This is a genomic window from Rhodanobacter sp. Col0626, from assembly GCF_049994385.1.
Classification (GTDB): Bacteria; Pseudomonadota; Gammaproteobacteria; order Xanthomonadales; family Rhodanobacteraceae; genus Rhodanobacter.
On the sequence record NZ_CP188260.1, the window covers coordinates 569,545 to 594,900 of the forward strand.

Annotated in this window: 17 protein-coding genes; 7 read left to right on the forward strand and 10 right to left on the reverse strand. The window is 62.7% G+C overall.

Going from position 1 to position 25,356, the window contains the following annotated elements; all coding sequences use genetic code 11:
- Positions 1-79: 79 nt before the first annotated feature.
- The 4 genes from ACPPVV_RS02290 to ACPPVV_RS02305 form a co-directional block, all read right to left on the reverse strand.
- The gene (locus ACPPVV_RS02290; protein ID WP_426701867.1) at positions 80-796 is read right to left on the reverse strand and encodes a FadR/GntR family transcriptional regulator; all 717 of its coding nucleotides are present in this window, start codon (positions 794-796) and stop codon (positions 80-82) included.
- Between the two features lie 555 nt (positions 797-1,351).
- Positions 1,352-2,545, reverse strand: coding sequence for a glycoside hydrolase family 27 protein (locus ACPPVV_RS02295; RefSeq protein ID WP_426701868.1), 1,194 nt, complete (start codon positions 2,543-2,545; stop codon positions 1,352-1,354).
- A gap of 320 nt (positions 2,546-2,865) precedes the next feature.
- Positions 2,866-5,757, reverse strand: a complete 2,892-nt coding sequence (locus ACPPVV_RS02300; protein ID WP_426701869.1) for a TonB-dependent receptor — start codon at positions 5,755-5,757, stop codon at positions 2,866-2,868.
- A 605-nt stretch (positions 5,758-6,362) separates the two neighbouring features.
- On the reverse strand, positions 6,363-8,621 hold the full coding sequence (locus tag ACPPVV_RS02305; RefSeq protein ID WP_426701870.1) for an alpha-galactosidase: 2,259 nt from the start codon (positions 8,619-8,621) through the stop codon (positions 6,363-6,365).
- A gap of 203 nt (positions 8,622-8,824) precedes the next feature.
- On the opposite strand from ACPPVV_RS02305, the gene ACPPVV_RS02310 reads away from it, so the two are divergent.
- Complete coding sequence (locus tag ACPPVV_RS02310; RefSeq protein WP_426701871.1) at positions 8,825-10,240, forward strand: sugar porter family MFS transporter; 1,416 nt, start codon at positions 8,825-8,827, stop codon at positions 10,238-10,240.
- Between the two features lie 49 nt (positions 10,241-10,289).
- Here the strand turns inward: ACPPVV_RS02310 and ACPPVV_RS02315 are convergent, their stop codons facing one another.
- From ACPPVV_RS02315 to ACPPVV_RS02340, 6 genes are all read right to left on the reverse strand, one after another.
- Complete coding sequence (locus tag ACPPVV_RS02315; protein ID WP_426701872.1) at positions 10,290-11,069, reverse strand: SDR family oxidoreductase; 780 nt, start codon at positions 11,067-11,069, stop codon at positions 10,290-10,292.
- A 68-nt stretch (positions 11,070-11,137) separates the two neighbouring features.
- The gene (locus ACPPVV_RS02320) at positions 11,138-12,037 is read right to left on the reverse strand and encodes an aldose 1-epimerase (protein WP_426701873.1); all 900 of its coding nucleotides are present in this window, start codon (positions 12,035-12,037) and stop codon (positions 11,138-11,140) included.
- A 180-nt stretch (positions 12,038-12,217) separates the two neighbouring features.
- On the reverse strand, positions 12,218-13,366 hold the full coding sequence (gene dgoD, locus ACPPVV_RS02325) for a galactonate dehydratase (RefSeq protein WP_426701874.1): 1,149 nt from the start codon (positions 13,364-13,366) through the stop codon (positions 12,218-12,220).
- Positions 13,363-13,998: a 2-dehydro-3-deoxy-6-phosphogalactonate aldolase gene (locus ACPPVV_RS02330; RefSeq protein ID WP_426701875.1), complete on the reverse strand. Its 636-nt coding sequence runs from the start codon at positions 13,996-13,998 to the stop codon at positions 13,363-13,365. The genes dgoD and ACPPVV_RS02330 overlap by 4 nt, the downstream gene beginning before the upstream one ends.
- Positions 13,995-14,942, reverse strand: a complete 948-nt coding sequence (locus ACPPVV_RS02335) for a 2-dehydro-3-deoxygalactonokinase (protein WP_426701876.1) — start codon at positions 14,940-14,942, stop codon at positions 13,995-13,997. The genes ACPPVV_RS02330 and ACPPVV_RS02335 overlap by 4 nt, the downstream gene beginning before the upstream one ends.
- A 7-nt stretch (positions 14,943-14,949) precedes the next feature.
- Positions 14,950-15,711, reverse strand: coding sequence for a FadR/GntR family transcriptional regulator (locus tag ACPPVV_RS02340; protein ID WP_426701877.1), 762 nt, complete (start codon positions 15,709-15,711; stop codon positions 14,950-14,952).
- A 368-nt stretch (positions 15,712-16,079) separates the two neighbouring features.
- On the opposite strand from ACPPVV_RS02340, the gene ACPPVV_RS02345 reads away from it, so the two are divergent.
- The 6 genes from ACPPVV_RS02345 to ACPPVV_RS02370 all read left to right on the forward strand — a co-directional run bounded on the left by ACPPVV_RS02345 (position 16,080) and on the right by ACPPVV_RS02370 (position 25,318).
- Positions 16,080-17,180: an aldose epimerase family protein gene (locus tag ACPPVV_RS02345; RefSeq protein WP_426701878.1), complete on the forward strand. Its 1,101-nt coding sequence runs from the start codon at positions 16,080-16,082 to the stop codon at positions 17,178-17,180.
- A gap of 139 nt (positions 17,181-17,319) precedes the next feature.
- Complete coding sequence (locus ACPPVV_RS02350) at positions 17,320-18,498, forward strand: 1,4-beta-xylanase (protein WP_426701879.1); 1,179 nt, start codon at positions 17,320-17,322, stop codon at positions 18,496-18,498.
- A gap of 109 nt (positions 18,499-18,607) precedes the next feature.
- Positions 18,608-21,424 carry a TonB-dependent receptor gene (locus tag ACPPVV_RS02355; RefSeq protein ID WP_426701880.1) on the forward strand — a complete coding sequence of 939 codons (2,817 nt, stop codon included), beginning with the start codon at positions 18,608-18,610 and terminating at the stop codon, positions 21,422-21,424.
- A gap of 47 nt (positions 21,425-21,471) precedes the next feature.
- Positions 21,472-22,770 carry an SGNH/GDSL hydrolase family protein gene (locus ACPPVV_RS02360; protein WP_426701881.1) on the forward strand — a complete coding sequence of 433 codons (1,299 nt, stop codon included), beginning with the start codon at positions 21,472-21,474 and terminating at the stop codon, positions 22,768-22,770.
- Between the two features lie 84 nt (positions 22,771-22,854).
- Positions 22,855-24,444 (forward strand): exo-alpha-sialidase, encoded by a 1,590-nt coding sequence (locus ACPPVV_RS02365; RefSeq protein ID WP_426701882.1) that lies wholly within the window; start codon positions 22,855-22,857, stop codon positions 24,442-24,444.
- A 100-nt stretch (positions 24,445-24,544) separates the two neighbouring features.
- Positions 24,545-25,318: an NRDE family protein gene (locus ACPPVV_RS02370; RefSeq protein ID WP_426701883.1), complete on the forward strand. Its 774-nt coding sequence runs from the start codon at positions 24,545-24,547 to the stop codon at positions 25,316-25,318.
- The last annotated feature ends 38 nt before the right edge of the window (positions 25,319-25,356 follow it).

The window sequence follows — 25,356 nt, forward strand, 5'->3', positions numbered from 1 at the left end:
GTGTCGAATACCCACCCATGTTCGTCCAACCAGCAGGCGCGCAGGCTGCTGGTGCCCCCATCGATGCCGATAAGTCCGCTCATTTACGGGTTGACTTGCCGGCACGGTGGCGGATGTTGACGCGTGAATCGTTGACCATTCCGATCATCGCTTGCCGAGCCACCTCCGGCTGCTTGCGCCGCACCGCTTCAAAGACTTTCAGGTGTTGTGGCAGGGCGACGTTGAAATTGGAGGCGTTGCGCGCGGACAGTCGGAAATAGGTGTCCAGCGCCGTTTCGATTACCGCGAACAGCGAGGACAGCAGTTCGTTGTTGGCGGCCTGCAGCAAGCGTTCGTGAAAGGACAGGTCGGCCTCGGCCCAGGCATCAAGGTCCGCTGCCGCCGCCATGGCCTCATAGGCCTCTTTCAGTGCGGCCAACTGTTGCGGCGTGCGGCGACGTGCGGCAGCGGCCGCAGCAGCCGGCTCGATGATCTCGCGCATTTCCGACAATTTTTCAACAAAGCTGTCGGTGGGCATCGAGGCGCAACGCCAACCCAACACGTCAGCATCAAGTTGGTTCCAATGCACCGGATCGCGCACGCGCGATCCGGTCTTTTGCCGCGATTCGATCAGGCCCTTGGCGGAAAGCACCTTCATCGCTTCACGCAATGCGGTGCGACTGACGCTCATCTGTTCCGCCAGCAGCTCTTCGCGCGGCAGGCCTTCTCCGACTTTCAGTTCGCCACTGATGATAAGTCGTCCCAACTCATGCACCACCTGTTTGTGCAGGTTGCGCACAGCGATGGGCTTCATCATGGCACCGAACTCCTTGACCAATACATACGCAATGCGCAACCCGAACTAAAGAGCAAGATTGACTCCGATTAACATCGAGATAAATTATAATACAATTTATCTTATAGCAGATTGTCTGGGTGTCATCATCTGGTGTGAAGCGTCTGACTTTGAGGCGCAGACTCTTGACCAGCGAGCACTTGGAAAACGGGTCGGCATCGCAACGTCGCTTGCGGCTGAAGCAGGGTCGTGCCGTTGGCGACAGCGGCGTCTGGCAGGTGCATCGCATTCACCGGATCATCAACCGATTCGAGCACAGGAAGTCGCCGCCTATCGTGGCTTGCACCACGAAGAAATCCAGATCGGCGCCGACAGTCAGATCCAGTAGCAGGGCCGGTCATTGGATCATCGCCGTTCGGCGACCACACCAGTCGAAGGCGGCGAATCCACTATCACCTCGGGCACAGTCCGCAGTTTCAACAACGCATTCTCAAGGGTAAATACTTTACTGTTTCTGCAAGGATCAAGCAGGACAGGGCGACGCAGATCGCCCTGTCGCGAATGACTACGGCAGGCTCAGAGTTTGACGATGCGGTAGACCACGGTGGCGTGCGCCGGCAGGCTGACCTTGAGCGAACCGTCACCCTTCGCATCGCTGTGTTGCCACAGATCACGTACGTTGTACTGGCCCGCTTTCAGGCCGATCTCGGCAGCATTGATGGCGACATCGTGCGAGGCATCAGTTTCATTGAACACGGCCACGGCTCGGCTACCATCCTTGAGCGGTTTGACGATGACGTGAATGCCATCTGCGTCGCGCACCTGATGACCCTGCTTGCCGAGAGGGTCCTGATCCACCGCGATGACTTCCTTGTTGAGCAGGATCTGCAATGCATCAGGTTTGATCGTGCGCAAGTCGGTGCCAATCAACAGCGGCGCCGCCATGATGGACCAAAGGCTGAAATGGCTGCGGTATTCGACGTCAGTCATGCCACCGTTGCCGACTTCAAGCATGTCGGGATCGTTCCAGTGGCCCGGCGTGGCGTAGCTGTCGAGTACCACGTTCTCCTTGAAGATCTTCAGCATCGAGGCGTAGGTGTCAGTGATGTCCCCAGTGGTACGCCACGACTGGGCATCAACCGGCGGCTTGCCGGCCCATAGCCACGGCTTGTTTTCGCCCCACTCGCACATGCTGTAGAAAATCGGTCGACCCGTCGAGCGCAGCGCTTCGGCCATATCGGTATAGCGCTTGTGCGCGTCGATCTTCTGGTTGTTGCAGTTGTCGTACTTCAGGTAATCCACTCCCCACGAGGCATATGTCGCGGCGTCCTGTTTCTCGTGACCCAGGCCGCCCGGAAAACCACGGTTTTCCTTCAACGGCTCGCAGGTGGACGTACCGGCACTGGAGTAAAGGCCGAACTTCAGCCCGCGCTGGTGGATGTAGTCGGCCAGCGCCTTGATGCCGCTGGGGAAGCGCTTGGGATTGGCCTGCAGCTTGCCGTCCTTGCCGCGCTGCCAGCTGGCCCAGCAGTCGTCGATATTGACGAAGCGGTAGCCGGCGTCTTTCAGGCCCAGGCTGATGAACTTGTCGGCGATGCCACGAATCATGCCCTCGTCGAACTCGTCGCGGCAGTGGGTGGAGTTCCAGTTGTTGAAACCCATCTGCGGCGGCGTGGCGGCGGCCATCGCTGGTGCGGCAGCCACGGCAACGGCGGACACGAGCAACCAGGAAGCAGTAGTGCGCAGCGTGCAGGCAAGGAAACCTTTCATCGACTTCTCTCCATTACAGGTAAGCGAGATCAGGGGCGGCGGCGAGGCTCTCAGTGCATCGCGGCCGCGTAAAACATCTAGCGACGTGTTTGGCATCACTTGCTTCAGGTGGTTGCGCCAGTACTCACGCGGTATGCCGGCAACGCGTCGAACAGCGCCCCTATCGCAAGGCTTCTCAAGAAAATTGATTGGCGTATCCCCAAGCGGTTTTCATGCCATGCCTCGTGGCAAAAGCCGTGGAATCCAGGCCGATACGGAGTCATCGGCCTCGACTCCGCAGCCAGCGCGAAGCCGAAGCCGTTCCTCGTCACCTGCGGACATCAGAAGGTGCCGCGAACACCCACGGTGTACTCGGTGCCGTCCGCCTCGGCATAGAGGAACCGGTTCGAATAGACCGAATAATCGTAGAGGTGCTGGTGCGTCAGGTTGGTCGCGGAAACGAACAGCGATACATGCTTGCTGATGCCGTAGCTCGCGCTCAGGTCGAGCTGGCCATAGGAGTCACGTGTTGCCGGCTGCGCACCGGCGCCAAAGGACAAGCTTCGCAGGTACGAACCACGCCAGTTGTAGGCAAGACGCGCCTGCACCGGACCCTTCTCGTAGTACAGGCTCATGTTCGCGGAATTGCCGATGCCGGGCACGGCGAACCTGCCCGAAGCGGCGATCACGCCAGGACTGAGCGTGGTGCTGCTTGAAACGTGTGTGTAGTTGGCGGCGATCCCCAGGCCGTCGAAGGGATCGGGCAAGAGATGGGTGAACTGGTAGTTGAAAGTGAGTTCTTCACCGTAGATGTTCGACGAGTTCAGATTGATCGGCTGGGTCAGCGTCCAGGTGAGCGGCTGGCCGTCGGCCTGATTGGTGAGGAACGGCACCGGCGTGCTGACCAGGGTGCTGAAGTTGCTGACCTTCTTGTAGAACCCTTCCAGCGCGATGTAGCTGGCATCGTCGATGTACCACTCCAGGCCCATGTCGAAGTTTCGCGAGGTGTAGGGCTGCAATTGCGGGTTGCCTTGCGAGATGGTCAACGAGTTCGGGCGCGTGCCGAAACTCCTGTTGTAATACAGGTTGCTGAGTTCCGGCGGAGTCAGCGTCTTGGACAAGGAGAAGCGGTAGACCAGGTTGTCCAGCAGGCTCCACTTGAAGTTCAGCGACGGCAGCCACTTGTGGTAGCCGCCATCGTCCGATTGCGGTGCCAGTGGACCATAGGCAACTTGGCCATTGCTGGTGTCATTGGGATCGATGTAGTAGCTGACCGGCGGCTGGTTGATCGCTGTGGAAGTCGAAACCAGGTCGAGGTAGCGCACACCCACTTCCAGCGTCCAGGGCTTGTCCCACATCTCGCCCTGAAAGGTGGATTTGGCGAAGAACGATTTCGAGCTTTCGGTCACTTTGTTGTAGCTGCCCGGATTGGGCGCTGCATTCAAGGTGCCACCATTGGCGGCCAGCCCGGCAAGCAGGGCAGCACGCTTGTCGGCAGGCAACTGGTTGTACGCCGCCGGCGAAGCCAGCCAGGCGAGATAGGCATGTGGATCGTACTGGATCCATTGCGCCGGCAGGCCCGGCGAGGACACGCCGCCGATCTTGTTCGGCGCGGTGTAGACATAGGCACCCACCGCATCCGGCGGCACGGGAAGGGTGTAGCCGCAATAGGCGTTGCAGAGAATGCTGTTGGGCGTGCCCCAGCTGACCGACTTGACCGACTGGTCCTCGAACTGCACGCCGAACTCAAGCTGCGAGAGCACGCCGTCGACAAAGCTCTTCGTCAGATTCAGCTGGTACTGGTTGACCTTGTTGGTGACATTGTTGCCGCTGCCGGCGTTGCAGCAATGGGCGGTCAAATCACTCGTGTCTGTCGGCGAGAGGATGCCGCTGTAGCTGGGCGGTGTGCTGCTGCCGTTGTTGGTCCAGACCGGGTTGACACCGAAATTCTTTCCGCCGATTACCAGGAAGTAGCCGTTGGCACTTTGCTTGTTCCAGGCTTTGGAGTTGGAAATGTCCAGGCTCAGCGTGGTCGACTCATCGAAATCGTAGGCGAGGTTCAAACCGTTCTGGTAGCTCTTTTCATAGCTGGGCGTATACGACATCACATAGTCGTTGGCCATGACGCCGCCGCCCACGCCGCTACGTGTGAAGCTCGTGACGGTGTTGTTGGCATCGGTGGTCAGCCCCAGGATATTTGCGGTATTGCCGTACTGCCCGAACTCGTGCTCCAGCGGGTCGACCTTGTAGCTTGAGAACAAGGTATCGGCCTGCACCGTGAAGTGATCGAACGGCTTCCAGTCGATCGCGCCGCTGAAACCCTTGCGTGTGCGCGTCTCGTCGAGAACATTGCTGGCCAGGGTCTCAGGTACCGCAACATGGGTGTAGTTGGCCGTGCCAGGACCGGGAGACAGTGTGGAAATGTCCTGGTCGACATACCAGGAATTGGCCTGCGTATTGAGCTGGGTGTCCTTGCGCTTGTAGTACATCGCCGAGGCCATCCAGCCGAAGGTATGGTCCGAGTTCGTCCAGCCGAACACGCCCGAGGCCTTGGGTGTGGTCTTGCCCTTCCAGTCACCGGTCAGGTTGCTGTTGACGCCCGCCGCGCTCCAGGCGCCATGGTAACCATTGAAATCCAGTGGGCGTGCCGTCTGGATGTTGACGACGCCGCCGATGTCGACTTCGGGAATGTCCGCCGACGAGGTCTTGTTGACCTGGGCGACGCTGATGATTTCCGAAGGCAGCACGTCGAAGTTGAAGGCGCGCGAGCCGGAAGCCGTGGCCATCTGGCGATTGTTGACCGTCACCGCGACGAATTCCGGGCCAAAGCCGCGCACGGCGATCTGGCTGGATTCGCCGCCGCTGCGGTCCACCGACACACCAGGTACGCGCTGCAAGGCATCGGCGACGTTGGCGTCAGGAAACTTGCCGGCCTCCTCGGCCGAGACAGAGTCCACGACATTGACGGCATCCCGTTTGATCGACTGCGCGCGACGGATGGCGGAAAGCTGGCCAGTGACCGATACCGCATTCAGATCGGTCACCTTTTTGTCGCCTGCTTTTTTCTTGGCATCGCTGACACTCGGCGTGGCCGGAGCTGGTGCCGAGGTGCTGGCCGCTGGCGCCGTTGTACTGGTTTGCGCATGTACCTGCGTGCCATAGCCGAGCAGACAGGCGAACCCCATCGCCGTCATCGCCTGACTCACCGAAAGTGCCATTTTGGTTCGTTGCATGGAGTGCCCCTTGCTTGAATGTGGAATGCCCGCCAGAGATGAGCCAAGGAGTACGACACGTGCCCCCGCCGCGCCGCGTCACCTGCTCATGTCGGTCCCGCACCTATCCCGCCCGCCACGTCGTTCAACCGCTCGGCCATCACTGTTCACGGGCCGTATCCGGCATTGCCTCGACTTCAAGCGATCCGCCTCTGATGGTTCGCATCAAGTCGCATCGCCGTTCGAATTATATTGTCGTATTTAATGATAATACTATCCGATGGCAGCGCTGCAAGTTGCGCCGCAGCATCGCTGAAAGCGCCTGCATATCGGCACTCCAAAGCTGGCGCACTTCTACTTTCCACGCATGGAAACCGTGGCCTCGCGGAGGCCATATGTCGACAGACACACGACACCGGATCTCCCGGCTGCACCAGACCTGCGCAACCTCAAGGGCCTTGGCTGGAACCGCGGGTGGGTCTATCGCACCTGCCGGTAGCTGGAAGCGAAACGTCCCTGTCGAACGCTGCAGCCGGACCGTGCATTACGCCTGGCCCGAACCTTGTTCGGGCTTGGTCGAGCAAATGCAGAAGGGCGCTTCCTCTTTGGCTCCGGGGTCGCGCGATTCAGCGGCTGCCATTGGCCACCTTGCCAATGCGCTCGAATACCGCCGCGGCGGCATCCATGTCGCCGCGCAATTCCAGGTCGATGCCGCGATGCATCCAGTACGCGCCACTGGCGACTTCGGGCGTGCCGTTTGCGGCCTTGCCGTGAATGAGGCGATAGCGATAACGCGCGGTTTCGTCCAGGCCTTGCAGGTAAAGCGTGGGATAGGCCTGTGCTTCCTGGCCTTGGCGCAGGAACGCGAACAGCACCGCCTGCCGGCCATCGGTGGCTACCGATTCAGTGGCCGAGTGCGGCGCACGTTCCTGTGGTGATAGCAGGCGATAGAGCCGGCCCAGCTGCACCGTGGCCCGGATGTCTTTATAGGCGGCGATATAGCCGCGTGCGGTTGCATCTTCCGCAGGTGTCCACTGGAGAATATTCGCGCCAATGCCAAGGCCCCCCTGCATGGACGATAGGAAGCGGAAGTCGAGCGAACTGCTGCGACCGTTGACCCAGTTGGGCGAGCCGGTGACCCAGGCCATCATCACGGCGGGCGCATAGGCATAGGAAAAACCATCCTGGATCGACAGACGATCGGAAGGGTCGGTGTTGTCCGACGGCCACACTTCATCGGTCAGGCTCATGATGCCAAGATCGACGCGCGCGCCGCCGCCGGAACACGATTCGATTTCCAGACCCAGATGGCGTTCGCGCAGCCGGCGAATGATGTCGTACAGGTGCTGCACATAGGTGACGTACACCTTCTGTTGCTGCTCCGGTGTTTGCTGCGGCCAGCCCGGCTCGGACCAGTTGCGGTTGTAGTCCCACTTCAGGAACTGGATGTCGTTGTGGCTGAGCAGGTCATCCAGCACGTGGAAAATGTGCTCGCTGACATCATCACGCGCCAGGTTCAACACCAGCTGATTGCGCCCCAGGCTGCGCTGGCGGCCGTCGAAGTTGAGCACCCAGTCGGGATGCTTGCGATACAGGTCGCTGTCGGGGTTCACCATTTCCGGTTCTACCCACAGGCCAAAGCTCATGCCCAGCCCGTGCACCTTGTCGATCAACGGCTTCAGCCCGTTCGGAAATTTCTCGCGATTGACCGTCCAGTCTCCCAGCCCGGCGTGATCGCTGTTGCGTGCACCGAACCAACCGTCATCAACCACGAAACGTTCCACACCGAGCGCTGCGGCTTTTTCGGCGAGGCGTTCCTGGCCAGCTTCATCGACCTTGAATTCGGTGGCTTCCCACGAGTTGTAGAGCACCGGTCGCAACTTCAGCTGCGCGTGCGCGGGCAGAATGCGACTGCGCTCGAACTGATGCATCAGACGCGAGGCTTCACCGATGCCATCGTCGGTATAGCCGGCATAGAACACCGGGGTATCCAGGCTTTGCCCCGGTTCCAGCTGGTAGGCGAAATCGAACGGGTTGTAGCCACCGGTGACGCGCACCTGGCTCAACACGTCCTGGTCAATATGAATGCTCCAGGAGCCGCTCCAGGCCAGCGCACCGAACCACACCCGACCGCGCGATTCGTTCCACTCGGCACCGCGTCCGATCGCAAACCAGGGGTTGTTCTCGTCGCCGGTCGAACCGCGACGGCTTTCCAGCTCGGTGGCGCCAGGTGTCAATGGTCGCGTGCGCAAATGCCATTCACCGGCCCATGTGCCGGTCAGGTAGCGCAGCGAATAATCCGTGGCCGGTGGCAGGTTCCAACTGGCAGCGGCGACGCGATCGAGCGTGACGGCTTGTGTTGCGTGATTCTCGATGCGTGCCGAGCGGCCGATGATGCCCGTGTTTGCATCGACCGCGTAATCAAGTACCACGCTGACGCCAGCCTGCTTGTCGCGTAGCGTGACCATCAACGTGCCATCGACAATCCGGTAGCTGTCGTAGCGCAACACCAGGTCGCGGTTGCCATCGGCGAAATGCACTTTCAGGTCCGGCATCACGGTGATCGGGCCACCCCAGCCGGCGTACTCCTGCGGCGTGTTGGCACCGGCCGGGTCAAACGAGGAGCGTGGTGCCGGCGGCGCAGCGGTGGGGAGCGGATCATTCGCCATCAGCCGCGCGCCCCAATACAGCGTTTGAAGCGCACCATTGCCATTGACACCGAAGGCATAAGTGATCTTGCCGGCATCGATACGAAAGGTCCGCCGGCCGGCATCGTAATGAATCGGCGCGGCTTGCGTCGAGCTTGCGCAGGCGGTCACGCTGCTACCCAACCATGCGCCGAGCGCCAGCATGGTGGCCGCCAGGCAGGGGATCGCTCGCTTCATTGATTGCCACTCCTCATGTTTGCTGGAAGCATCGTCGATGCCCGATCGCTTGATCGCACTGCAGAATTCATATAATAATATTTTTTAAATTCACTCACGCCGCAGCGCAGCACACTGCATGGCTGGCCGCCTGCCACGAGCACCCCAAGCTGTCAGCATCAGTATCCGCCGCCATGCCGGACTGACGCAGGAGATCGACGTCGATGAAGGCACGCGCTGAAGCCGTGGAAGCCAACGTGGCCCATCCACTGTACCTGTGGCTGATTTGCCTGGTCGCCGCCTTGGGCGGCTTGCTGTTCGGCTACGACTGGGTGGTGATCGGCGGCGCAAAGCTGTTCTATGAAACGTATTTTTCCGTGCACGATCCGGTGATGTCGGGCTGGCTGATGAGCTCGGCCCTGATCGGTTGCATCGGTGGCGCGATGGTCGCAGGCATGCTGGCTGATCGGTTTGGGCGGCGCCCCCCGCTGGTACTCGCCGCCGTGCTTTTCGTGGTTTGCGCGGCAGGCACGGGGCTGGCCAACGACGTGACGTCATTCGCGGTATTTCGCATCGTCGGCGGCATCGGTATCGGACTGGCCTCCGGGTTGTCGCCGCTCTATATCGCCGAGGTCAGCCCCGCGCGAAACCGCGGCCTGTTCGTGGCGATCAATCAATTGACCATTGTGGTCGGCGTGTTGGTCGCGCAACTGGTGAACATGTGGATCGCGCAGCCGGTACCCACTGGCCTTCCTGCCCAGGCGATGTTGCACAGCTGGAATGTGCAAAGCGGTTGGCGCTTGATGTTCTACTGCGAAGGCGCGCCGGCAGCGCTGTTCCTGTTGCTGGCCCTGGTGATACCCGAATCACCACGCTGGCTTTACAAGGCTGGTCGAGCGGCGGCGGCACAACGCGTATTGGAACGCATCGGTGGAGCCGCTTATGCGCATGAGGTACTGGGTGCGATTCGCGAGAACCAGGCCGGGGCGATTCGCGAGTCATCGTCGTTGCGTGCGCTGCTGGCGAAGAAGGTGCGCCCGGTGTTGGTGATCGGTGTGGTGCTGGCGGTGTTCCAGCAATGGTGCGGCATCAATGTGATCTTCAACTACGCGCAGGACATCTTTGCGTCCGCCGGCTTCGACATCAATGACTCATTGAAGTCGATCGTGGCCACCGGCTCGGTAAACCTGATCTTCACCCTGGTCGCCCTGCGACTGGTCGACAGCTGGGGACGGCGTCGACTGATGTTGCTGGGGGCTGGGGCACTTACCGTGATCTATCTGCTGATTGGCGCGGCCTACGCGCTGCATTTGCTCGGCCTGCCGGTGTTGTTGCTGGTGTTGATGGCCATCGCGGTGTACGCGACCACCCTGGCGCCGGTGACCTGGGTGCTGCTGTCGGAAATCTTTCCCGAGCACATCCGTGCACAGGCGGTGGCGCTGAGCGTGTTCGCCTTGTGGAGCGCATGTTTTGTGCTCACCTACAGCTTTCCCTGGCTCAACACACATCTGGGGCCGGCGGGAAGCTTCTGGTTTTATGGTTTGATTTGCGCAGTGGGTTTCATCTTCATCCTGCGCAAGGTGCCGGAAACGGCGGGTGTCTCTCTGGAGGAGTTGGAGATGCGCCTCAGCGGCAAGTGACCTGATGGCCCGACGCGTGGACGTTACCCAGCGCGCAGGGTGTCAAAGGTCAGGCGTGGTAGAGCTGGCTGCGCCCGCCATCAATCAGCAGGTCGGTGGCATTGATGAAACGTGCTTCGTCGCTGGCCAGGAACAGCGCGGCATAGGCCACCTCGGAAGGTTCACCGATACGCTTGCATGGCAGCAACTCGGCCTGGCGAAGGCGCTCGGCTGCGGGGTCGGGGCAAGTCTCGAAGTAGCGTTCGGCAGCCGGCGTGAGGATCAGCCCGGGCGAAATCGAATTCACGCGGATGCCACGGTCGGCATACTCGATGCCGAGCGAACGGGTTAGCCCGATCAAGCCGTGCTTGGCGACGGGGTACGGGAAACTTCCCGGAATGATCTTGTGACCATGCACGGAGGCGATGTTCACCACGTGCCCGTAACCGGCCGCGAGCATCGAAGGCAGTGCCGCGCTGATGCAATGCCAGGCGCCACGCAAATTCACATCCATGCAGCGGTCCCAGTCACTCGCCTGTAGGTCCAGCGGATCACGAAATACGTTGACGCCTGCGCAATTGATCAGGATGTCGATGCGTCCCAGCGCATCGATCGCCTGCGCAAAGCAGGCATCGATCTGCGCGGCATCGGTGACGTTGGCCAGCAGGGGAACGCAGTGCCGGCCGGTGCTTGTGTGCAATCGATCGGCGAGCTGCTCAACCGCGCCGAGCTCAAGATCCAGCAACGCGAGATTGGCGCCGTGCTGGGCGAACAACTCGGCGATCGCACTGCCAATGCCGCTGCCTGCGCCGGTGATCAGTGCCGTCTTGTGTTGGAGTCTGGGTTGCATGGAGAAACATCCTGCGGGTCATCGTGCCCGTGTCTAGGGTGGCAGCTGCGGCAATCGTGCACCGATAGCTAGTCCTGCGCCTCGTCGGCCACGCGGAATACGAAGCGGCGCGCCAGGCTGGATCGTGGCGCGAGCAGGGTCATGCCATTGGCGGCGGCGCCCCCAGGCAGATGTACCGCGTTGATGGCATGGTCTACCGGCTCGAAACAGAAAAAATCCTCACCAGCCGGTGTGTAGAGCACGAACGCATCGACATCGGTTTCCACATGCAGGCGCAGGCCATGTCGCGGCCAGGCAATCACTGCATCACCGGTCCATGCCTGGAAACCATGGTTGAGCCCGTCGGGCAAGCGCCTGGCGTGATCGAAATTCCAAGCGGGTGGAACATCGACGCACTGCACCGGCAGCGGCGAGTGACCATCGTTGAGCCAGACCTGCGCGGCAGGTGCGTGCAAGGTTGCTTCGCCATGGCGGGGAAAGAACGGATGCAGGCCAAGGCCGAATGGCAGCGTGCGTGCCCCCGTATTGGTTACCTGCAATGCAACCTCAAGAGCATCCTCGTGCAGCACGTAGTGCAGGCTGGCCTGGTAGGTATAGGCGTTCGCCGAATACTCCTCCAACACCAGGCGTGCTTCATGATCGTTGTGCGACAGCACCTGCCAGGGTCGCTGCCAGCCGCTGCCGTGGATGGGATAGGGATCATCGTCACGATTTGCCGCCAGCGTCATGCGATGTCCATCCACATCGAAGCCACCTTCGGCAATGCGATTGCTCCATGGCAGCAACGGGTAGCAGGCCAGCTGGTTGGGGTCCGGCACCTGGCCAGGTTGCGCCGTCAGAGGCTCGAAAGAGCGCATCAAGGGCACCCACTTGTCATCCTTGTAGTAATCGAAACCGGCAAGTGCGCCGCCTGCTTCGGGAAGAATCTGCATACGCAGATGTGCATGGGTCAAGTGCAACATTGACATCGATCCCCAGCGTGGATGGCTTTCTCTTGATCCAGAACGAAGTGCGAATGCACATCGCTCCCAGGTTGATACGCCGGCACCCGCAACGATCACCACCAGGATGCTGCACCGGCGCGAGCGCATGGTCGCCGCCAGATCGTGGTCTTGCCTACTCTCCCGTTTCGCGCAGCGTCATCGTGCTCACCATTCCGCGACACTGCCGTCGGCATGGCGCCAGATCGGATTGCGCCAACGGTGTCCCACCTTGGCGCGTTCGGCCACGTATTCCTCATTGACCTGGATGCCGAGGCCCGGTCCGTTCGGAATGCTGACGAAGCCATCGTCGTAGGCGAACACGCTGCGGTCGCTGACGTAATCAAGCAGGTCGTTGGTGGCGTTGTAATGGATGCCCAGGCTCTGTTCCTGGATGAAGGCGTTGTGGCACATCGCGTCCAGTTGCAGGTTGGCGGCCAGCGCGATCGGTCCGAGCGGACAATGCAGCGCCAATGCCACATCGTAAGCCTCGGCCATGGCCGCGATCTTGCGTGTTTCGGTGATGCCGCCGGCGTGCGACGGATCGGGCTGGATGATGTCGACGCCACCCATCTGCAGCACGCGCTTGAAGTCGTAGCGCGAGTACAGCCGCTCACCCAGTGCGATCGGCGCCGGCGAAATAGCGGCGAGCTCGGGGATGGCTTCCAGATGGTCGGACAGCACCGGCTCTTCGATGAACATCAACTTGAACGGGGCCAATTCGCGCATCAGCACCTTGGCCATGGCCTTGTGCACGCGGCCGTGGAAATCCACGCCCAGGCCCACGTGCGGCCCGACCGCCTCGCGCACGGCCTGTACGTTCTCCAGCACGCGCTCGACCTTGTCGTAGGTATCGACGTACTGCATTTCCTCGGTGGCATTCATCTTCACCGCGGTGAAACCGCGCGATACGGCGTCAGCGGCGGCTTTGGCGGTGTCGGCCGGCCGGTCGCCGCCGATCCACGAGTACACGCGAATGCGATCGCGCACCGGGCCGCCCAGCAACGCGTACACGGGCACGTTGAGATCCTTGCCCTTGATGTCCCACAGCGCCTGGTCGATGCCGGCGATGGCGCTCATCAGGATCGGGCCGCCGCGGTAGAAACCGCCGCGGTACATCACGTTCCAGTGGTCTTCGATATGCCGCGGGTCCTTGCCGATCAGGTAGTCGGACAACTCCTCGACCGCGGCGGCCACCGTCTGCGCGCGCCCCTCAACCACCGGTTCGCCCCAGCCGCTGATGCCTGCATCGGTGTCGATGCGCAGGAACAGCCAGCGTGGCGGCACCATGAAGGTGGTCAACTTGGTGATCTTCACGCGTTGGTTCCTTGTGACAGCGACGCCCATGCCTGCGCGAAAGCCCGTGCCCGGCGGGACACGTCGGCGACCTCGCGACCCGGCGCGTACAGCGCCGAGCCGATACCGAAACCGTTGGCGCCGACGGCCACGTACGTCGCCATGGTGTCCGGCGTGATGCCACCGACCGGCAGCAGCATGAGATCGCGCGGCAACACCGCGCGCCATGCCTTGATCACGGCCGGCCCGACCTGTTCGGCGGGAAAGATCTTCAACGCGTCGGCGCCGGCCGCCAGGGCGGCGAACGCCTCGGTCGGCGTGGCGACGCCCGGCGTGCAGAACAGGCCGGCACGCTTGGCGGCGGCAATCACGTTGGTATCCGCGTGCGGCATCACGATCAGACGTCCACCGGCGGCCGCGACGTCGTCGACCTGCGCCGTCGTCATCACCGTACCGGCGCCGATCAGGCAACGATCGCCCAGTTTCTGCTGCAGCAGGCGGATGCTTTCCAGCGGTTCGGGCGAGTTGAGCGGCACTTCCAGCATGCGAAAGCCGGCATCGGCAATCACTTCGCCCATGGCTACGGCATCGTGCGGCGTCAGGCCGCGCAGGATCGCGATCAGCGGCAATGGGTGCAGCCATGAATGCATCATGCGTGGAACTCCTTGGTGGCGCGGGGGCGGTCACCGGTGAGGCTGGCGGCCTGCGCGATTCGCCAGAGACCGCGCGCGGCGGCATCGGCAATCCAGGTCGGGTCGGGCAGGTCGAACAGCGCGGCGGCGCGGCGGTAACGCAGGCACAGGGCTTCGTCACCGATCAGCACGACAGCCTGGTCGCTGTCGATCCAGCCGGCCGCGAGGGCGGCGCGCCATTCCTCGCCGATCAACAGGCCTGAAAGGTAATCGGGCACGGCCGCGGCCGGGAGGCGGCCTTCGAGCACCAGGGCGCGCGATGAAAAGATTCGTGTCAGCGCGCCCGCCGGACCGCTGGCGCGTGCCGCGCGCACGCCTTCGTCGAAACGGTCGTCGAACCGCTCCGTGGTTGATGTATCAGTCAGGTGGGCGCCGAGAATCGAATGGTTGAGCAGCACGGCATACAGTTCGCCGGTCATCATCGTGGCGAAGCCGGCGATGCGAGCGTCGCGCAGGTCGACCCATTTGCTGTGCGTGCCGGGCAGTACCAACCGGGCACCGGTATGGAATTCGGGATGCAGGTCGAGCGCACCGATGAGCTGGGTTTCCTCGCCGCGCATGACATCCGGCGCGCCTGCATCGCGCACGCCGGGAACGATATGGATGTCGCGCCCATCCTGACTTTTCACCGTGACCAGGTGAGCGGCGATGATGCGGATGTCCGCCGGCGTGTCGACATAAGGCGCTTCACGCCACCCCTGCCGACTGCCGACCATGCCCGCGGCCAGCGTGGGGCAGGCGGGCCAGTCGCTGCAGATCGCCGACAACGCCGCGTCGAAGCCGCCTTCGGGAAGGTGGCGGATGCCCCATGTCCGTTGGCGCGCCTCATGCACGTTGCCTTCGCCGTCAAAAAGCATCGCGCGAAGACTGGACGTGCCCCAATCAAGTCCGATCAGCCAGGACATCGCCGTGTCAGCCCTTTTCCGCTTGGCGTTTGGCCTTGCTCAGGTTGGCGCTGGAATCGGCGATCATCCGATGCATGGCGCGACGGGCAGCTTCGGGTTGGCGGCGACGGATGGCATCGAGCACCTTGCGATGGTGCGGCAGTGAATACTTGAAGTTTTTCGCCGTGCGCGCGGACAGCACGAAGAACGTTCCCAGCGCGGTCTCGATCACCGAGAACAGCGAGATCATCAATTCGTTGTTGGTGGCACTGAGCATCGCCTCATGGAAACTCAGGTCGGCCTCGGCCCATTCGTCCAGCGTCTGCGCCGTGTCCATCGCCGCATAGGCGGTGTCGAGCCGTTCGAGCTGTTCGGCGGTGCAGCGGCGGGCGGCGGAAGCGGCCGCGCTCGGCTCGATGATCTCGCGCATCTCGACCAGCTTTTCCACGAAGTCCGCCGTGGGCATCAGCGCGCAACGCCAGGCCAGTACGTCGGCGTCGAGCTGGTGCCAGAAGTGCGGATCGCGCACGCGAGTACCGACCTTGGTGCGCGATTCGACCAGGCCTTTCGCCGACAGCACCTTCATGGCTTCGCGCAGCGCAGTGCGGCTGACCTCCAGTTGTTCGGCCAGCAGTTCTTCGCGAGGAAGCACCTCACCCGGGCGAAGTTTGCCACCCACGATGCGCCGCCCCAGTTCCTGCACGACATGGCCATGCAGATTCCGTACCGGTGTCGGCTTGCCCATCTGCCCGGCCCCTTTGATGCGGCTGGCTGTCGGGATTTTCTTCACGGCAAGTACCGCCGTGCCTGCGGACTTCGGCGCAGCCCCCCGCGTTCCTCGTGTCATTTGGCTCAAGTCCTATTTGTCCTACAAGTTGTTATATCAGAGCCCACAAGCATCGTCATTATCGAATCGTCATGGTCGTCGGTGAATTTTCTCACGATCCGTCAACCGTCTGGAATTGAAGAATAAATTCAGAACGGGCACAGAATGGGTATTGCCATAATCCGGGCGGTCGAAATCGATGTTTGCATATTGTAATACAATATGATCAGATGTCGATCTGGGATGCATCAGGATCGGCGAGGGGTATGCGTATGAGGCGGACGGATTGGATCACGGGTGCACTTTGCATCGGCATGCTGGCGGCGCCCGTGATGGCGCGATCGACTGACGCGACAAGAAGCGTTTTCGGCACCATGCCGGATGGACAGCAAGTCGGCGCGGTGACGCTCGACAACGGTCACGGCGTCACCGCGAAGGTGATCGCGCTCGGCGCCAGCTTGCAGGCGCTGAACGCGCCGGACCGCGACGGCAAGGAGGCCAACATCGTGTTGGGCTATGCGAGCCTGCAGTCCTATCTCGATACGCCGCAGTACTTCGGGGCCACGGTGGGGCGCTACGCCAACCGGATCGCCAAGGGGCGTTTCCGCCTGGACGGGCGCAGCTATCAGGTGCCGGTAAACGACGGCCTCAACTCGCTGCACGGCGGCACGCGGGGTTTCGACAAGGTGCTGTGGACGGTGACCGACGTGAACAAGAGCGCCGACCACGCCAGCGTGACGCTGCGCTATGTCAGTCCGGATGGCGACATGGGCTATCCCGGCAAATTGACGGCGACGGCAACCTATACGCTGGATGTTCGTGGCCGACTGTCGATCGACTATCGCGCCACGACCGACAAGCCGACCATCGTCAACCTCAGCAACCATACTTACTGGAATCTGGCGGGTGAGGGATCCGGCACGGTCATGAACCAGCGCCTGACCATCCCGGCGCAGACCTATCTCCCCGTCGATGCCACGTCGATACCTACCGGCAAGTTCACCAATGTGGCCGGCACGGTATTCGACTTTCGCCAGGCAAAGCCGATCGGCCGCGACATCCGCCAGGGCAGCGAACAGCAACTGCTGAACGGCCACGGCTACGACCACAACTGGGTGATAAGCCGCCACGCGAGCAAGACGCAGCGCATGGTCGCGCATGTCGAGGATCCGGTTTCCGGCCGCGAGCTGACCTTGAGTTCAGCGCAGCCAGGGTTGCAGTTCTATTCCGGCAACTTTCTGGACGGCACCAGCGTGGGAACCGGCGGCAAAGTGTATCGCCAGGGCGACGCCTTCGCGCTTGAGCCGCAGCTGTTTCCCGACACGCCCAATCACCCGGACTTCGGTTCGGCGCGTCTGGCTCCGGGACAGACGTACCGGAACCTGATCGTCTACCAGTTCTCCACCATCAAGGCCGGCGGTTCATCCAACTGAGTGGCTGTTGCCACGGATGGCGGCGTGCCGCATGAGAAGCGTTTTGCGATCACTAACGTATTTTATATGACAAATAGGCAGCCATGAGGACTGCCTGACCAGGCCATCGGCGACACCGCCGCATTCTCGGGGAGAGAAGATGAAGCTTGTGATGCTTGCAGCGACTCTGGCATTGGCCACGTTTCTTGCGGTGCCCGCAGCGCATGCCGCGGACACTGCCCGCTGGTCTCAAGCCAGGGCGAAGACGTGGTACGCCGCGCAGCGCTGGCCGGTCGGCAGCAACTACGTCCCGGCCGACGCGATCAACCAGCTGGAGATGTGGCAGGCCGACACGTTCGACCCCAAGCGCATCGACCTTGAACTTGGCTGGGCGCAAAAACTGGGCATGAACACGATGCGCGTGTTCCTGCACGACCAGCTCTGGCAGCAGGATCCGGAAGGCTTCAAGAAGCGGATCGGGATCTTCCTCGACATCGCCAGCCGCCACGGCATCAAGCCGATGCTGGTGTTGTTCGATTCCTGCTGGGATCCGGAACCCAAGCTCGGCCCGCAGCATCCGCCGGTTCCCGGCGTGCACAACTCCGGCTGGGTACAGGGGCCGGGTGTGGCGATGACGGATCCTTCCCAGTATCCGCGGCTGGAGCATTACGTGAAGGACATCGTCGGCAGCTTCGCCGATGACAAGCGCGTACTGGCGTGGGACGTGTGGAATGAGCCGGACAACCCGGGCGGCGGCGATTACGACGCCCGCGAACCGAAAGACAAGGTTGCGCTGGTCGCCAAGCTGTTGCCGCAGGTTTATGCCTGGGCACGCAGCGTCCATCCCGCGCAGCCGCTGACCAGCGGTGTATGGCATGACGACGACTGGTCGGACCTGGCAAAGCTCAACGCCGTCGAGCGCACCCAGCTGACTGAGTCCGACATCATCACCTTCCACTCCTACGACTGGCCGGAGGTTTTCTCCCGGCGCGTGCAGCAGCTGACCGGATATGGCCGTCCGCTGATCTGCACCGAATACATGGCGCGCAGCGCGGGATCGACCATCGACAACACCTTGCCGCTGGCCAAGAAGCTCGACGTCGGCATGATCAACTGGGGTTTCGTCGAAGGGAAAACCCAGACCACGTTGCCGTGGGATTCCTGGCAGCGCCCGTACACCCTGCAACCGCCGGTTGTCTGGTTCCACGACCTGTTGCGTGCCGACGGCACACCGTATCGCCAGCGCGAGGCGGACGTCATCCGCGACCTCACCCAGGCGCCGCGCGGTGTCGTGCCTGGGCAGGCGTTGATGCCTTCCGCCGGCATGCAGACCCACTGATGTTTTCGATGCGCGCCCCGGACAACACATCGCCGCGGGCTTTTACACGATGTCATTGCCCATCGCCGGCGTCGCCGGTGAATCCACCCTCTGAGGGGAGGCCCACCTGATGAATCGCACACATATTACGGTCACGTTGCTGGCGACCATGATTGCCATCGCGCTGAACCCCGCGCACGCCGCCCATGCTTCGACCGACACGCAGACTGCCGACAAGGCAGCGCCGGTGCAGATGGATAGCCCAACCGCGGCCGACCAGAACGCGCAGGACGCCAAGAAGCCGAAGCCCAGGACCGATGTGTCCAAGGACGTCACCGACCTGTCGGGCGTGGTGGTGAGCCCGCTGCGCGGCAGCTTGCAAAGCGCCCAGTCGATCAAGCGCGATTCGCGCATGGTGGTCGACTCGATCGTGGCCGAGGACATCGGCAAGCTGCCCGACAACAGCGTGGCCGATGCCCTGCAGCGCATCACTGGTGTGCAGGTGGCGCAAGGCTTCCAGGGCGAGACGAGTTCGGTGGTGATCCGCGGCCTGCCCAACGTGATCACCACGTTGAACGGCCGCGAGATGGACAGCGGTGTGGGCCGTGCCTTTGCCTTCCAGAACCTGCCGGCGACGGCGGTGAAGACGATCAAGGTGTACAAATCCAGCGAAGCCAGCCTGCCGGATGGCGGCATTGCCGGCGTGGTCGACATGCAGCTTTACCGTCCGTTCGATTTCGACGGCGCCAAGCTGGCTGCCACCTATACGCAGACGCACAGCAAGTACGGCGGCCGCAGCGATCCCAATTTCAGCGTGCTGATGAGCGATCGCTGGAAAACCGACTATGGCGAGTTTGGCGCGCTGATCAATACGTCGCTGATGACGCAGCACTATCAGTACAACGCAGTGTGGGGCGATGTGCCGGTGATGGCGACGAACGCCAACGGCGATCCGGTGCGTACCGCCGACGGCAATCTGGTGGCCATACCCAATGCCCTGGGCGCGGACTACAACATCGGTTATCGACAGCGTCCGGAACTCAACTACGCGTTCCAGTGGAAGCCCAACGACAATACCGAGGTCTATTACGAAGCGCTGTACGACTGGGTGTCGGACGACTACAGCCAGCCGTTCTATTTCACCGGTGCCGGCAACTCCGGCGTCCCGGCCAGCAGCCTCAACGTCGGCAACCATTGTTATCCCAACCAGCTGACCGGATCGCCCTATCAGGGGCAGACCATCTGTGACGCGAACGGAGGCAGCTGGAAAGGTGACATCTACACCGCCACCAGCACCCAGGCGCATACGCAGCGTGGCCAGGACCGGCAGCATGCGATCGGAATCAAGTGGCGTGGCGATCGCCTGCAGCTGTCGTCGGACCTGTCCTATAACCAGTCCTCGTTCACCGACAACACTTTCATCATCGACACCTTCCTCAAGGGGCCGATCAATGTGAACTGGGGCGGCGTGTCGGACGATCACCAGAACTGGTCGCTGGGCGGCAACCCGCAACTCGATCCGAACAACTATTACCTCAACGGCCTGTTCCAGACCTGGCACACCGAGCGCGCCAAGCAGTACGCATGGCGCGGTGACGGCACCTTCGATTTCAACGGCGATTTCTTCCAGTACCTGGATTTCGGCCTGCGCTATTCCGACCACAAGGCCGAGTACGTGGGCAGCGTGGAGATCTCCACGCCGCCACCGGGCGGCGCAGGCACCGGCAACATCACCGCCAATCCGAACCCGGCGAACCAGGTTTCCGCGGTGTTGCCGGGAAGCTTCTTCTGCAGCATGCCGACCACCTCGGCGATACCGACGACGTGGCTCACCGGCTGTTACAACTACCTCACCTCGAATGCCGATGCGTTGCGCAATTTCTACGGCCTGCCTTCGGGATTGGCCGCGGAAAATCCCGGCCGGTATTTCCATATCGATGAAAAGTCGATGGCCGGTTACGTGCAGCTTGGCTATGGGAGCGAACTGTTCGGCATGCCGTTCGACGGCCTGGCCGGTTTTCGCATGGAGCGCATCAAGCGCGGCCTCAATGCGTATTCCTTCGATGCATCCACCAGCATCTACAGCCCGCTGTCGGTGTCGACCAGCGAGCCGGTCTACCTGCCCAACCTCAGCTTCAACCTGCATCTGACCGATGAACTGCAACTGCGTCTGGTGGGTGCGAAGACCGTCACCTATCCGGGCTTTGGCCAGCTCAACCCGTCGCTGTCGCTGAACCCGGGCACGATCAACCGCGATGGCGTGGCCTCCAGCGGCAATCCCAACCTGAGCCCGATCAAGTCGAACAACTACGACGCTTCGCTGGAGTGGTATTTCGCCCCGGCCGGCTACGTCAGTGCCGGTGCGTTCTACCGCGACATCGACGGCTACATCCAGAACTACGTGACCGACGTGGTCATCGACGGCGGCGCCTACCATCTGTCCTCGCCGCAAAGCGCCGGCAGCGGTCACCTGGATGGTGCCGAAGTGGCCTACCAGCAGTTCTTCGACTTCCTGCCGGGTGCACTCAGCGGACTGGGGCTGCAGCTCAACTACACCTATATCGAGGGATCCACGCGATCGCCGCAGTTCATCGGCGGGCCGTCGGTGGTTTCGCCGCTGCAGAACGTGTCGAAGAACAACTACAACGCGGTGCTGATGTACGAGAAGTACGGCGTCTCGGCGCGACTGGCCTATAACTATCGCAGCCGCTTCATCGACGGTTTCAACCAGCCGAATGTCGCGGGGGTCTACGATGAGATCAAGCCGGCGAACCAGCTCGATTTCTCGCTGGGCTATGACCTCAACCGGAACGCCACGGTGGTGCTGACGGCCACGAACCTGCTGGGACAGGACCTGCATCAGTTCTGGGGCGACGGCGATACGCGGCCACGCGACATCCGCTATCAGGATCGAACCGTCGGCCTGGGTATCCGGCTCAAGCTCTGATCGCCTGGCGTGTGGATGGCGCGGGATCAGGAGGGCACGAGAAATCCATGAGAGGCAAACGCAAGCAGACACGGCGCGTGTTCGTGTGGTTGATCGTGCTGCATGTTGCCTGCGCCGGCGGGTCGGCATGGGCAGCACAGGGCCGCCACTGGGTCGGCGCCTGGAGTGCGGCGATGATGCGCGCGCCGGTGCCTGCCAGTGCGCTGCTGAACGAGCAGCAAAACGTCGCGCCATTGTCCGGTCAGACCGTGCGGCAGATGGTGAATGTCGGGGTGGATGGACAACGCATCCGGATCCGGCTTTCCAATGCCTTCGGCGAACAGCCGCTGGTGTTGAGCGCGTCCAGCGTCGGTCTGCGGACCGCTGCAGGCGGCAGTGACGTGGCGGCATCGAGCCTGCACGCGCTTCGTTTTGGCGGCACCGGAACCGTGACGATTCCGCCAGGAAGCTACCGCGACAGCGACCCGGTAGCCCTGCCGGTACGGGCAGGAGACACGCTGGGCATCAGTCTGTACGGGGCCGGGCGGATCGCACCTTCCACGTGGCATCAGGATGCGCTTCGGACCAACTTCGTTTCCATCAAGGGAAACTACACGGCCTCGGCCGCGATGGCGGTTGCCCGCACGATCGGCGACAACTACTGGCTGTCCGGTGTGGACGTCGAAACCAGCCAGCGGACCGCCGTCATCGTGGCGCTGGGCGATTCGATCACCAACGGCTTCCAGTCCAGCATCGACAGAGACGCGCGTTATCCGGACGTGCTGGCGCGGCGGCTGCGGCAAGCGGATACGGACACCTGTCGCCATGCGGTATTGAACGCGGGCATCGACGGCAATCAGGTGCGGGCTTTCGGCGGCACCTACGGGCTGGGTCAGAGCATGCTGGATCGTCTGGATCGCGATGTGCTTTCCCGTCAGGGTGCCAGGTTCCTGCTGTTGCTCGGCGGCATCAACGACATCGGCGTACCGACCATGGTGGCCCGGAAATCCGGTCGCACGATCGACGCCGCGGCGACGGCCGCCCATGTCATCGACGGACTGGGACGGATCATTGCCAGCGCGCATGCTGCCGGCCTGCGCGTCTACGGCGCGACCCTCACGCCGTTCGAAGGCACCCGGGATGCGTATTCGGTCGAGGGTGAGCAGGCGCGCGAGAAGATCAACGACTGGATTCGTCATCGCGGACGCTACGACGCCGTCATCGATTTCGACCTCGCCACACGTGATCCATCGCATCGGCAACGATTGCAGCCCGGGCTGGACAGTGGCGATCACATCCACCCCAACGATCGCGGCTATCAGGCGATGGCGGCGGCGATACCGCTGCGCCTGTTGGCCTGCCACTGACGGAATCAACGGCGCACCTCCGCCAGCATCGCGATGCAGTGCCCTCTCGGCACGCACTCACCAGACACCTCGACGGGAACGATCATGAATCGAATCGCCAGCATCTCATTCACCGCGGCCCTGGGCTGGGCGTTTGCCACGGCGCCTCCGGTCCATGCGCAAACCGCGGCAACCGCGGCAACCGCGGCAGCCCAGCGGCTGGCCGATGGCAGCGGCTATGTCTCGGTGATCCGGTTGGCGCACCAGCCCGATACGAAGGAAAACGGTCGCCTGCTGATGGTGTTCGAGCAGGACGGGATGAAGGGCATTCCGCTTTACTCCAGCAACGACGATGGCGACCACTGGACGCTTCAGTCCGATATCACCGACCGGGCTCATGCCAGCGACAAGCGCTGGCAACTTCGCTGGCAACCGAACCTCAGCGAGGTGCCGCGTACCAGTGGCCATCTCGCCGCCGGCACGCTGCTGCTGGCGGCGAATGCCACCGGCAACGACGAACGCGGGCGCGTGATCACCGAGGACCTGCAGCTTTACGCATCCACCGATGGCGGCGGCAGCTGGCGTTACCTCGGTTCGATCATCAAGGGCGGCGGCCGGCCGGAGGACAAGGACAACAAGGGCGTGTGGGAGCCGGACATCCACGTGCTCGATGACGGGCGCATGGTGGCCTACTACTCCAGCGAACAGCACAAGGCGGCGGGCTACAACCAGCTGTTGGCGCACAAGGTCTCGGTGGATGGCGGCCGGCATTGGGGCAGCGAAACCATCGACGTCGCCGTCCCCGGCGGCGTCCAGCGTCCGGGCATGGCCACCGTGGCGCGGCTGCCCGACGGCCGTTACGCGATGACCTACGAGAACATCGATGGGCCGCGCAACGGCCAGGTATTCATCAAGTACAGCCGCGACGGCCTGGACTGGGGCGATCCGGCCGATCACGGCGATCCGGTGATGACGGCATCGGGCATGTTTCCCTCGGCGTGTCCGGTGGTGCGCTGGTTCCCGCTGGGCGGCCCCGAGGGCGTGATCGTGGTCTCGGCCGAACGCGCCGGCGGCGGCGGTGACGAGGGTGGCCACGCGCTCTACTGGAACAACGCCTCCGGTCGCGGGCCGTGGTGGCAGGTGCCGGCACCGGTGCGCAAACTCACTGGCAACATCCACGCCGGCTGGACCCAGGCGCTGCTGCTGCGCCGCGATGGCCGGTTGCTGCATGTCACCTCGTCCGCGCGCGCGGATGCGCCGGAAGACGTGGCGGCCAACCAGATCCTGTTCGCTTCGGCGCAGCTGCCATTCGACCGCTACGAAGCCGAGGATGCCGCGCTGCGTTCGGCCGTGATGATCGGGGACGACAAGCTCTCGAACGGCGCCAAGGCGCGCATTGCCGGTGGTACGGACGGACGCCTGCGTTTTGAGATTCATGTGCCGGCGGCAGGCAAGCGCATGTTGCGCGTGCGTTTCGCGGATCTCGGCCTGCCTGCGCAGCCGGGTATCAAACTCAATGGCGCTCCGCTGGGCCACATGCATGTCGTCGCCGACAGCGAGGGTTGGTCCATCGCCGAGATCCAGGCCCCCCTGCTGGCCGGCTTCAACATGATCGACGTCGCCGGTGGTGCGCACGCACTGGACGTCGACTACCTGCAGCTGGGTGATGATCCGATCGCGGGAAAACAGCCTTGAGCATTGGTCAGGCCCCGTAGAACGACAATGCGGCGAAGACGCTGGCCGGCATCCGTTGCTTGGCCGACAATGCGGGCATGTCGATGCGAAAATCATTTCGATGTGCCTGATCGCCTTCGCCTGGCAGGCGCACCCGCGCTGGCGTTTGGTGCTGGCCGGCAACCGCGACGAGTTCCATGAACGACCCAGTGCCGCGCTGGCGCGCTGGGATCGTTCCAGCATCATGGCGGGTCGCGACCTGCAGGCCGGCGGCACCTGGCTGGGTGTGGCGGATGCGGGCCGTTGCTGCGTGGTGACGAATGTGCGCGATCCGCGTGATCCCCAGCTCGGCACTTCACGGGGGATGTTGGTGACCGACTATCTCGGCGGCGACAGGGATGCCGCGACGCACGCGCAGCACCTGCTGCATTCGGCCGCGGCGTATCGACCGTTCAACCTGCTGACCTTCGACGCCCACGAGGCGTTCTACCTGGGCAATCGACCCGCACCGCGCGCGCAGGCGATAACGCCCGGCGTGCACGGTTTGTCGAATGCCGACTTCAATACGCCATGGCCGAAGACCCGGGCCATGATGCAGTCCCTGCAGGGCTGGATCGCAGGGCCGGACGAGAATGACTTCACGTCGCTGTTCGATGCCCTCGCCGATGAATGTCTCGCGCCCGATGCCCTGTTGCCGGATACCGGCATCGGGCTGGAGCGCGAGCGCCGGCTGTCCGCCGCGTTCATCCGTGGCGAGCAGTACGGCACGCGTGCCAGCACGGTGGTGGCGATCGGTCATGACGGAGCCGGGCTGATCACGGAGCGGCGCTTTGGGCCGAACGGCCGTTTCGGTGGCGAGACAACCTTGCACTTCGCGGACGGCTCGCCGGGCTAGCCCGATGCCTACGCATGCCATCGGCATCGTCGGCTGAC

Coding starts and splice junctions, on each gene's coding strand:
- ACPPVV_RS02290 (WP_426701867.1), bottom strand. CDS start 796: ATGATGAAGCCCATCGCTGTGCGCAACCTGCACAAACAGGTGGTGCAT.
- ACPPVV_RS02295 (WP_426701868.1), bottom strand. CDS start 2,545: ATGAAAGGTTTCCTTGCCTGCACGCTGCGCACTACTGCTTCCTGGTTG.
- ACPPVV_RS02300 (WP_426701869.1), bottom strand. CDS start 5,757: ATGCAACGAACCAAAATGGCACTTTCGGTGAGTCAGGCGATGACGGCG.
- ACPPVV_RS02305 (WP_426701870.1), bottom strand. CDS start 8,621: ATGAAGCGAGCGATCCCCTGCCTGGCGGCCACCATGCTGGCGCTCGGC.
- ACPPVV_RS02310 (WP_426701871.1), top strand. CDS start 8,825: ATGAAGGCACGCGCTGAAGCCGTGGAAGCCAACGTGGCCCATCCACTG.
- ACPPVV_RS02315 (WP_426701872.1), bottom strand. CDS start 11,069: ATGCAACCCAGACTCCAACACAAGACGGCACTGATCACCGGCGCAGGC.
- ACPPVV_RS02320 (WP_426701873.1), bottom strand. CDS start 12,037: ATGTCAATGTTGCACTTGACCCATGCACATCTGCGTATGCAGATTCTT.
- ACPPVV_RS02330 (WP_426701875.1), bottom strand. CDS start 13,998: ATGATGCATTCATGGCTGCACCCATTGCCGCTGATCGCGATCCTGCGC.
- ACPPVV_RS02335 (WP_426701876.1), bottom strand. CDS start 14,942: ATGTCCTGGCTGATCGGACTTGATTGGGGCACGTCCAGTCTTCGCGCG.
- ACPPVV_RS02345 (WP_426701878.1), top strand. CDS start 16,080: ATGGCGCGATCGACTGACGCGACAAGAAGCGTTTTCGGCACCATGCCG.
- ACPPVV_RS02350 (WP_426701879.1), top strand. CDS start 17,320: ATGAAGCTTGTGATGCTTGCAGCGACTCTGGCATTGGCCACGTTTCTT.
- ACPPVV_RS02355 (WP_426701880.1), top strand. CDS start 18,608: ATGAATCGCACACATATTACGGTCACGTTGCTGGCGACCATGATTGCC.
- ACPPVV_RS02360 (WP_426701881.1), top strand. CDS start 21,472: ATGAGAGGCAAACGCAAGCAGACACGGCGCGTGTTCGTGTGGTTGATC.
- ACPPVV_RS02365 (WP_426701882.1), top strand. CDS start 22,855: ATGAATCGAATCGCCAGCATCTCATTCACCGCGGCCCTGGGCTGGGCG.
- ACPPVV_RS02370 (WP_426701883.1), top strand. CDS start 24,545: ATGTGCCTGATCGCCTTCGCCTGGCAGGCGCACCCGCGCTGGCGTTTG.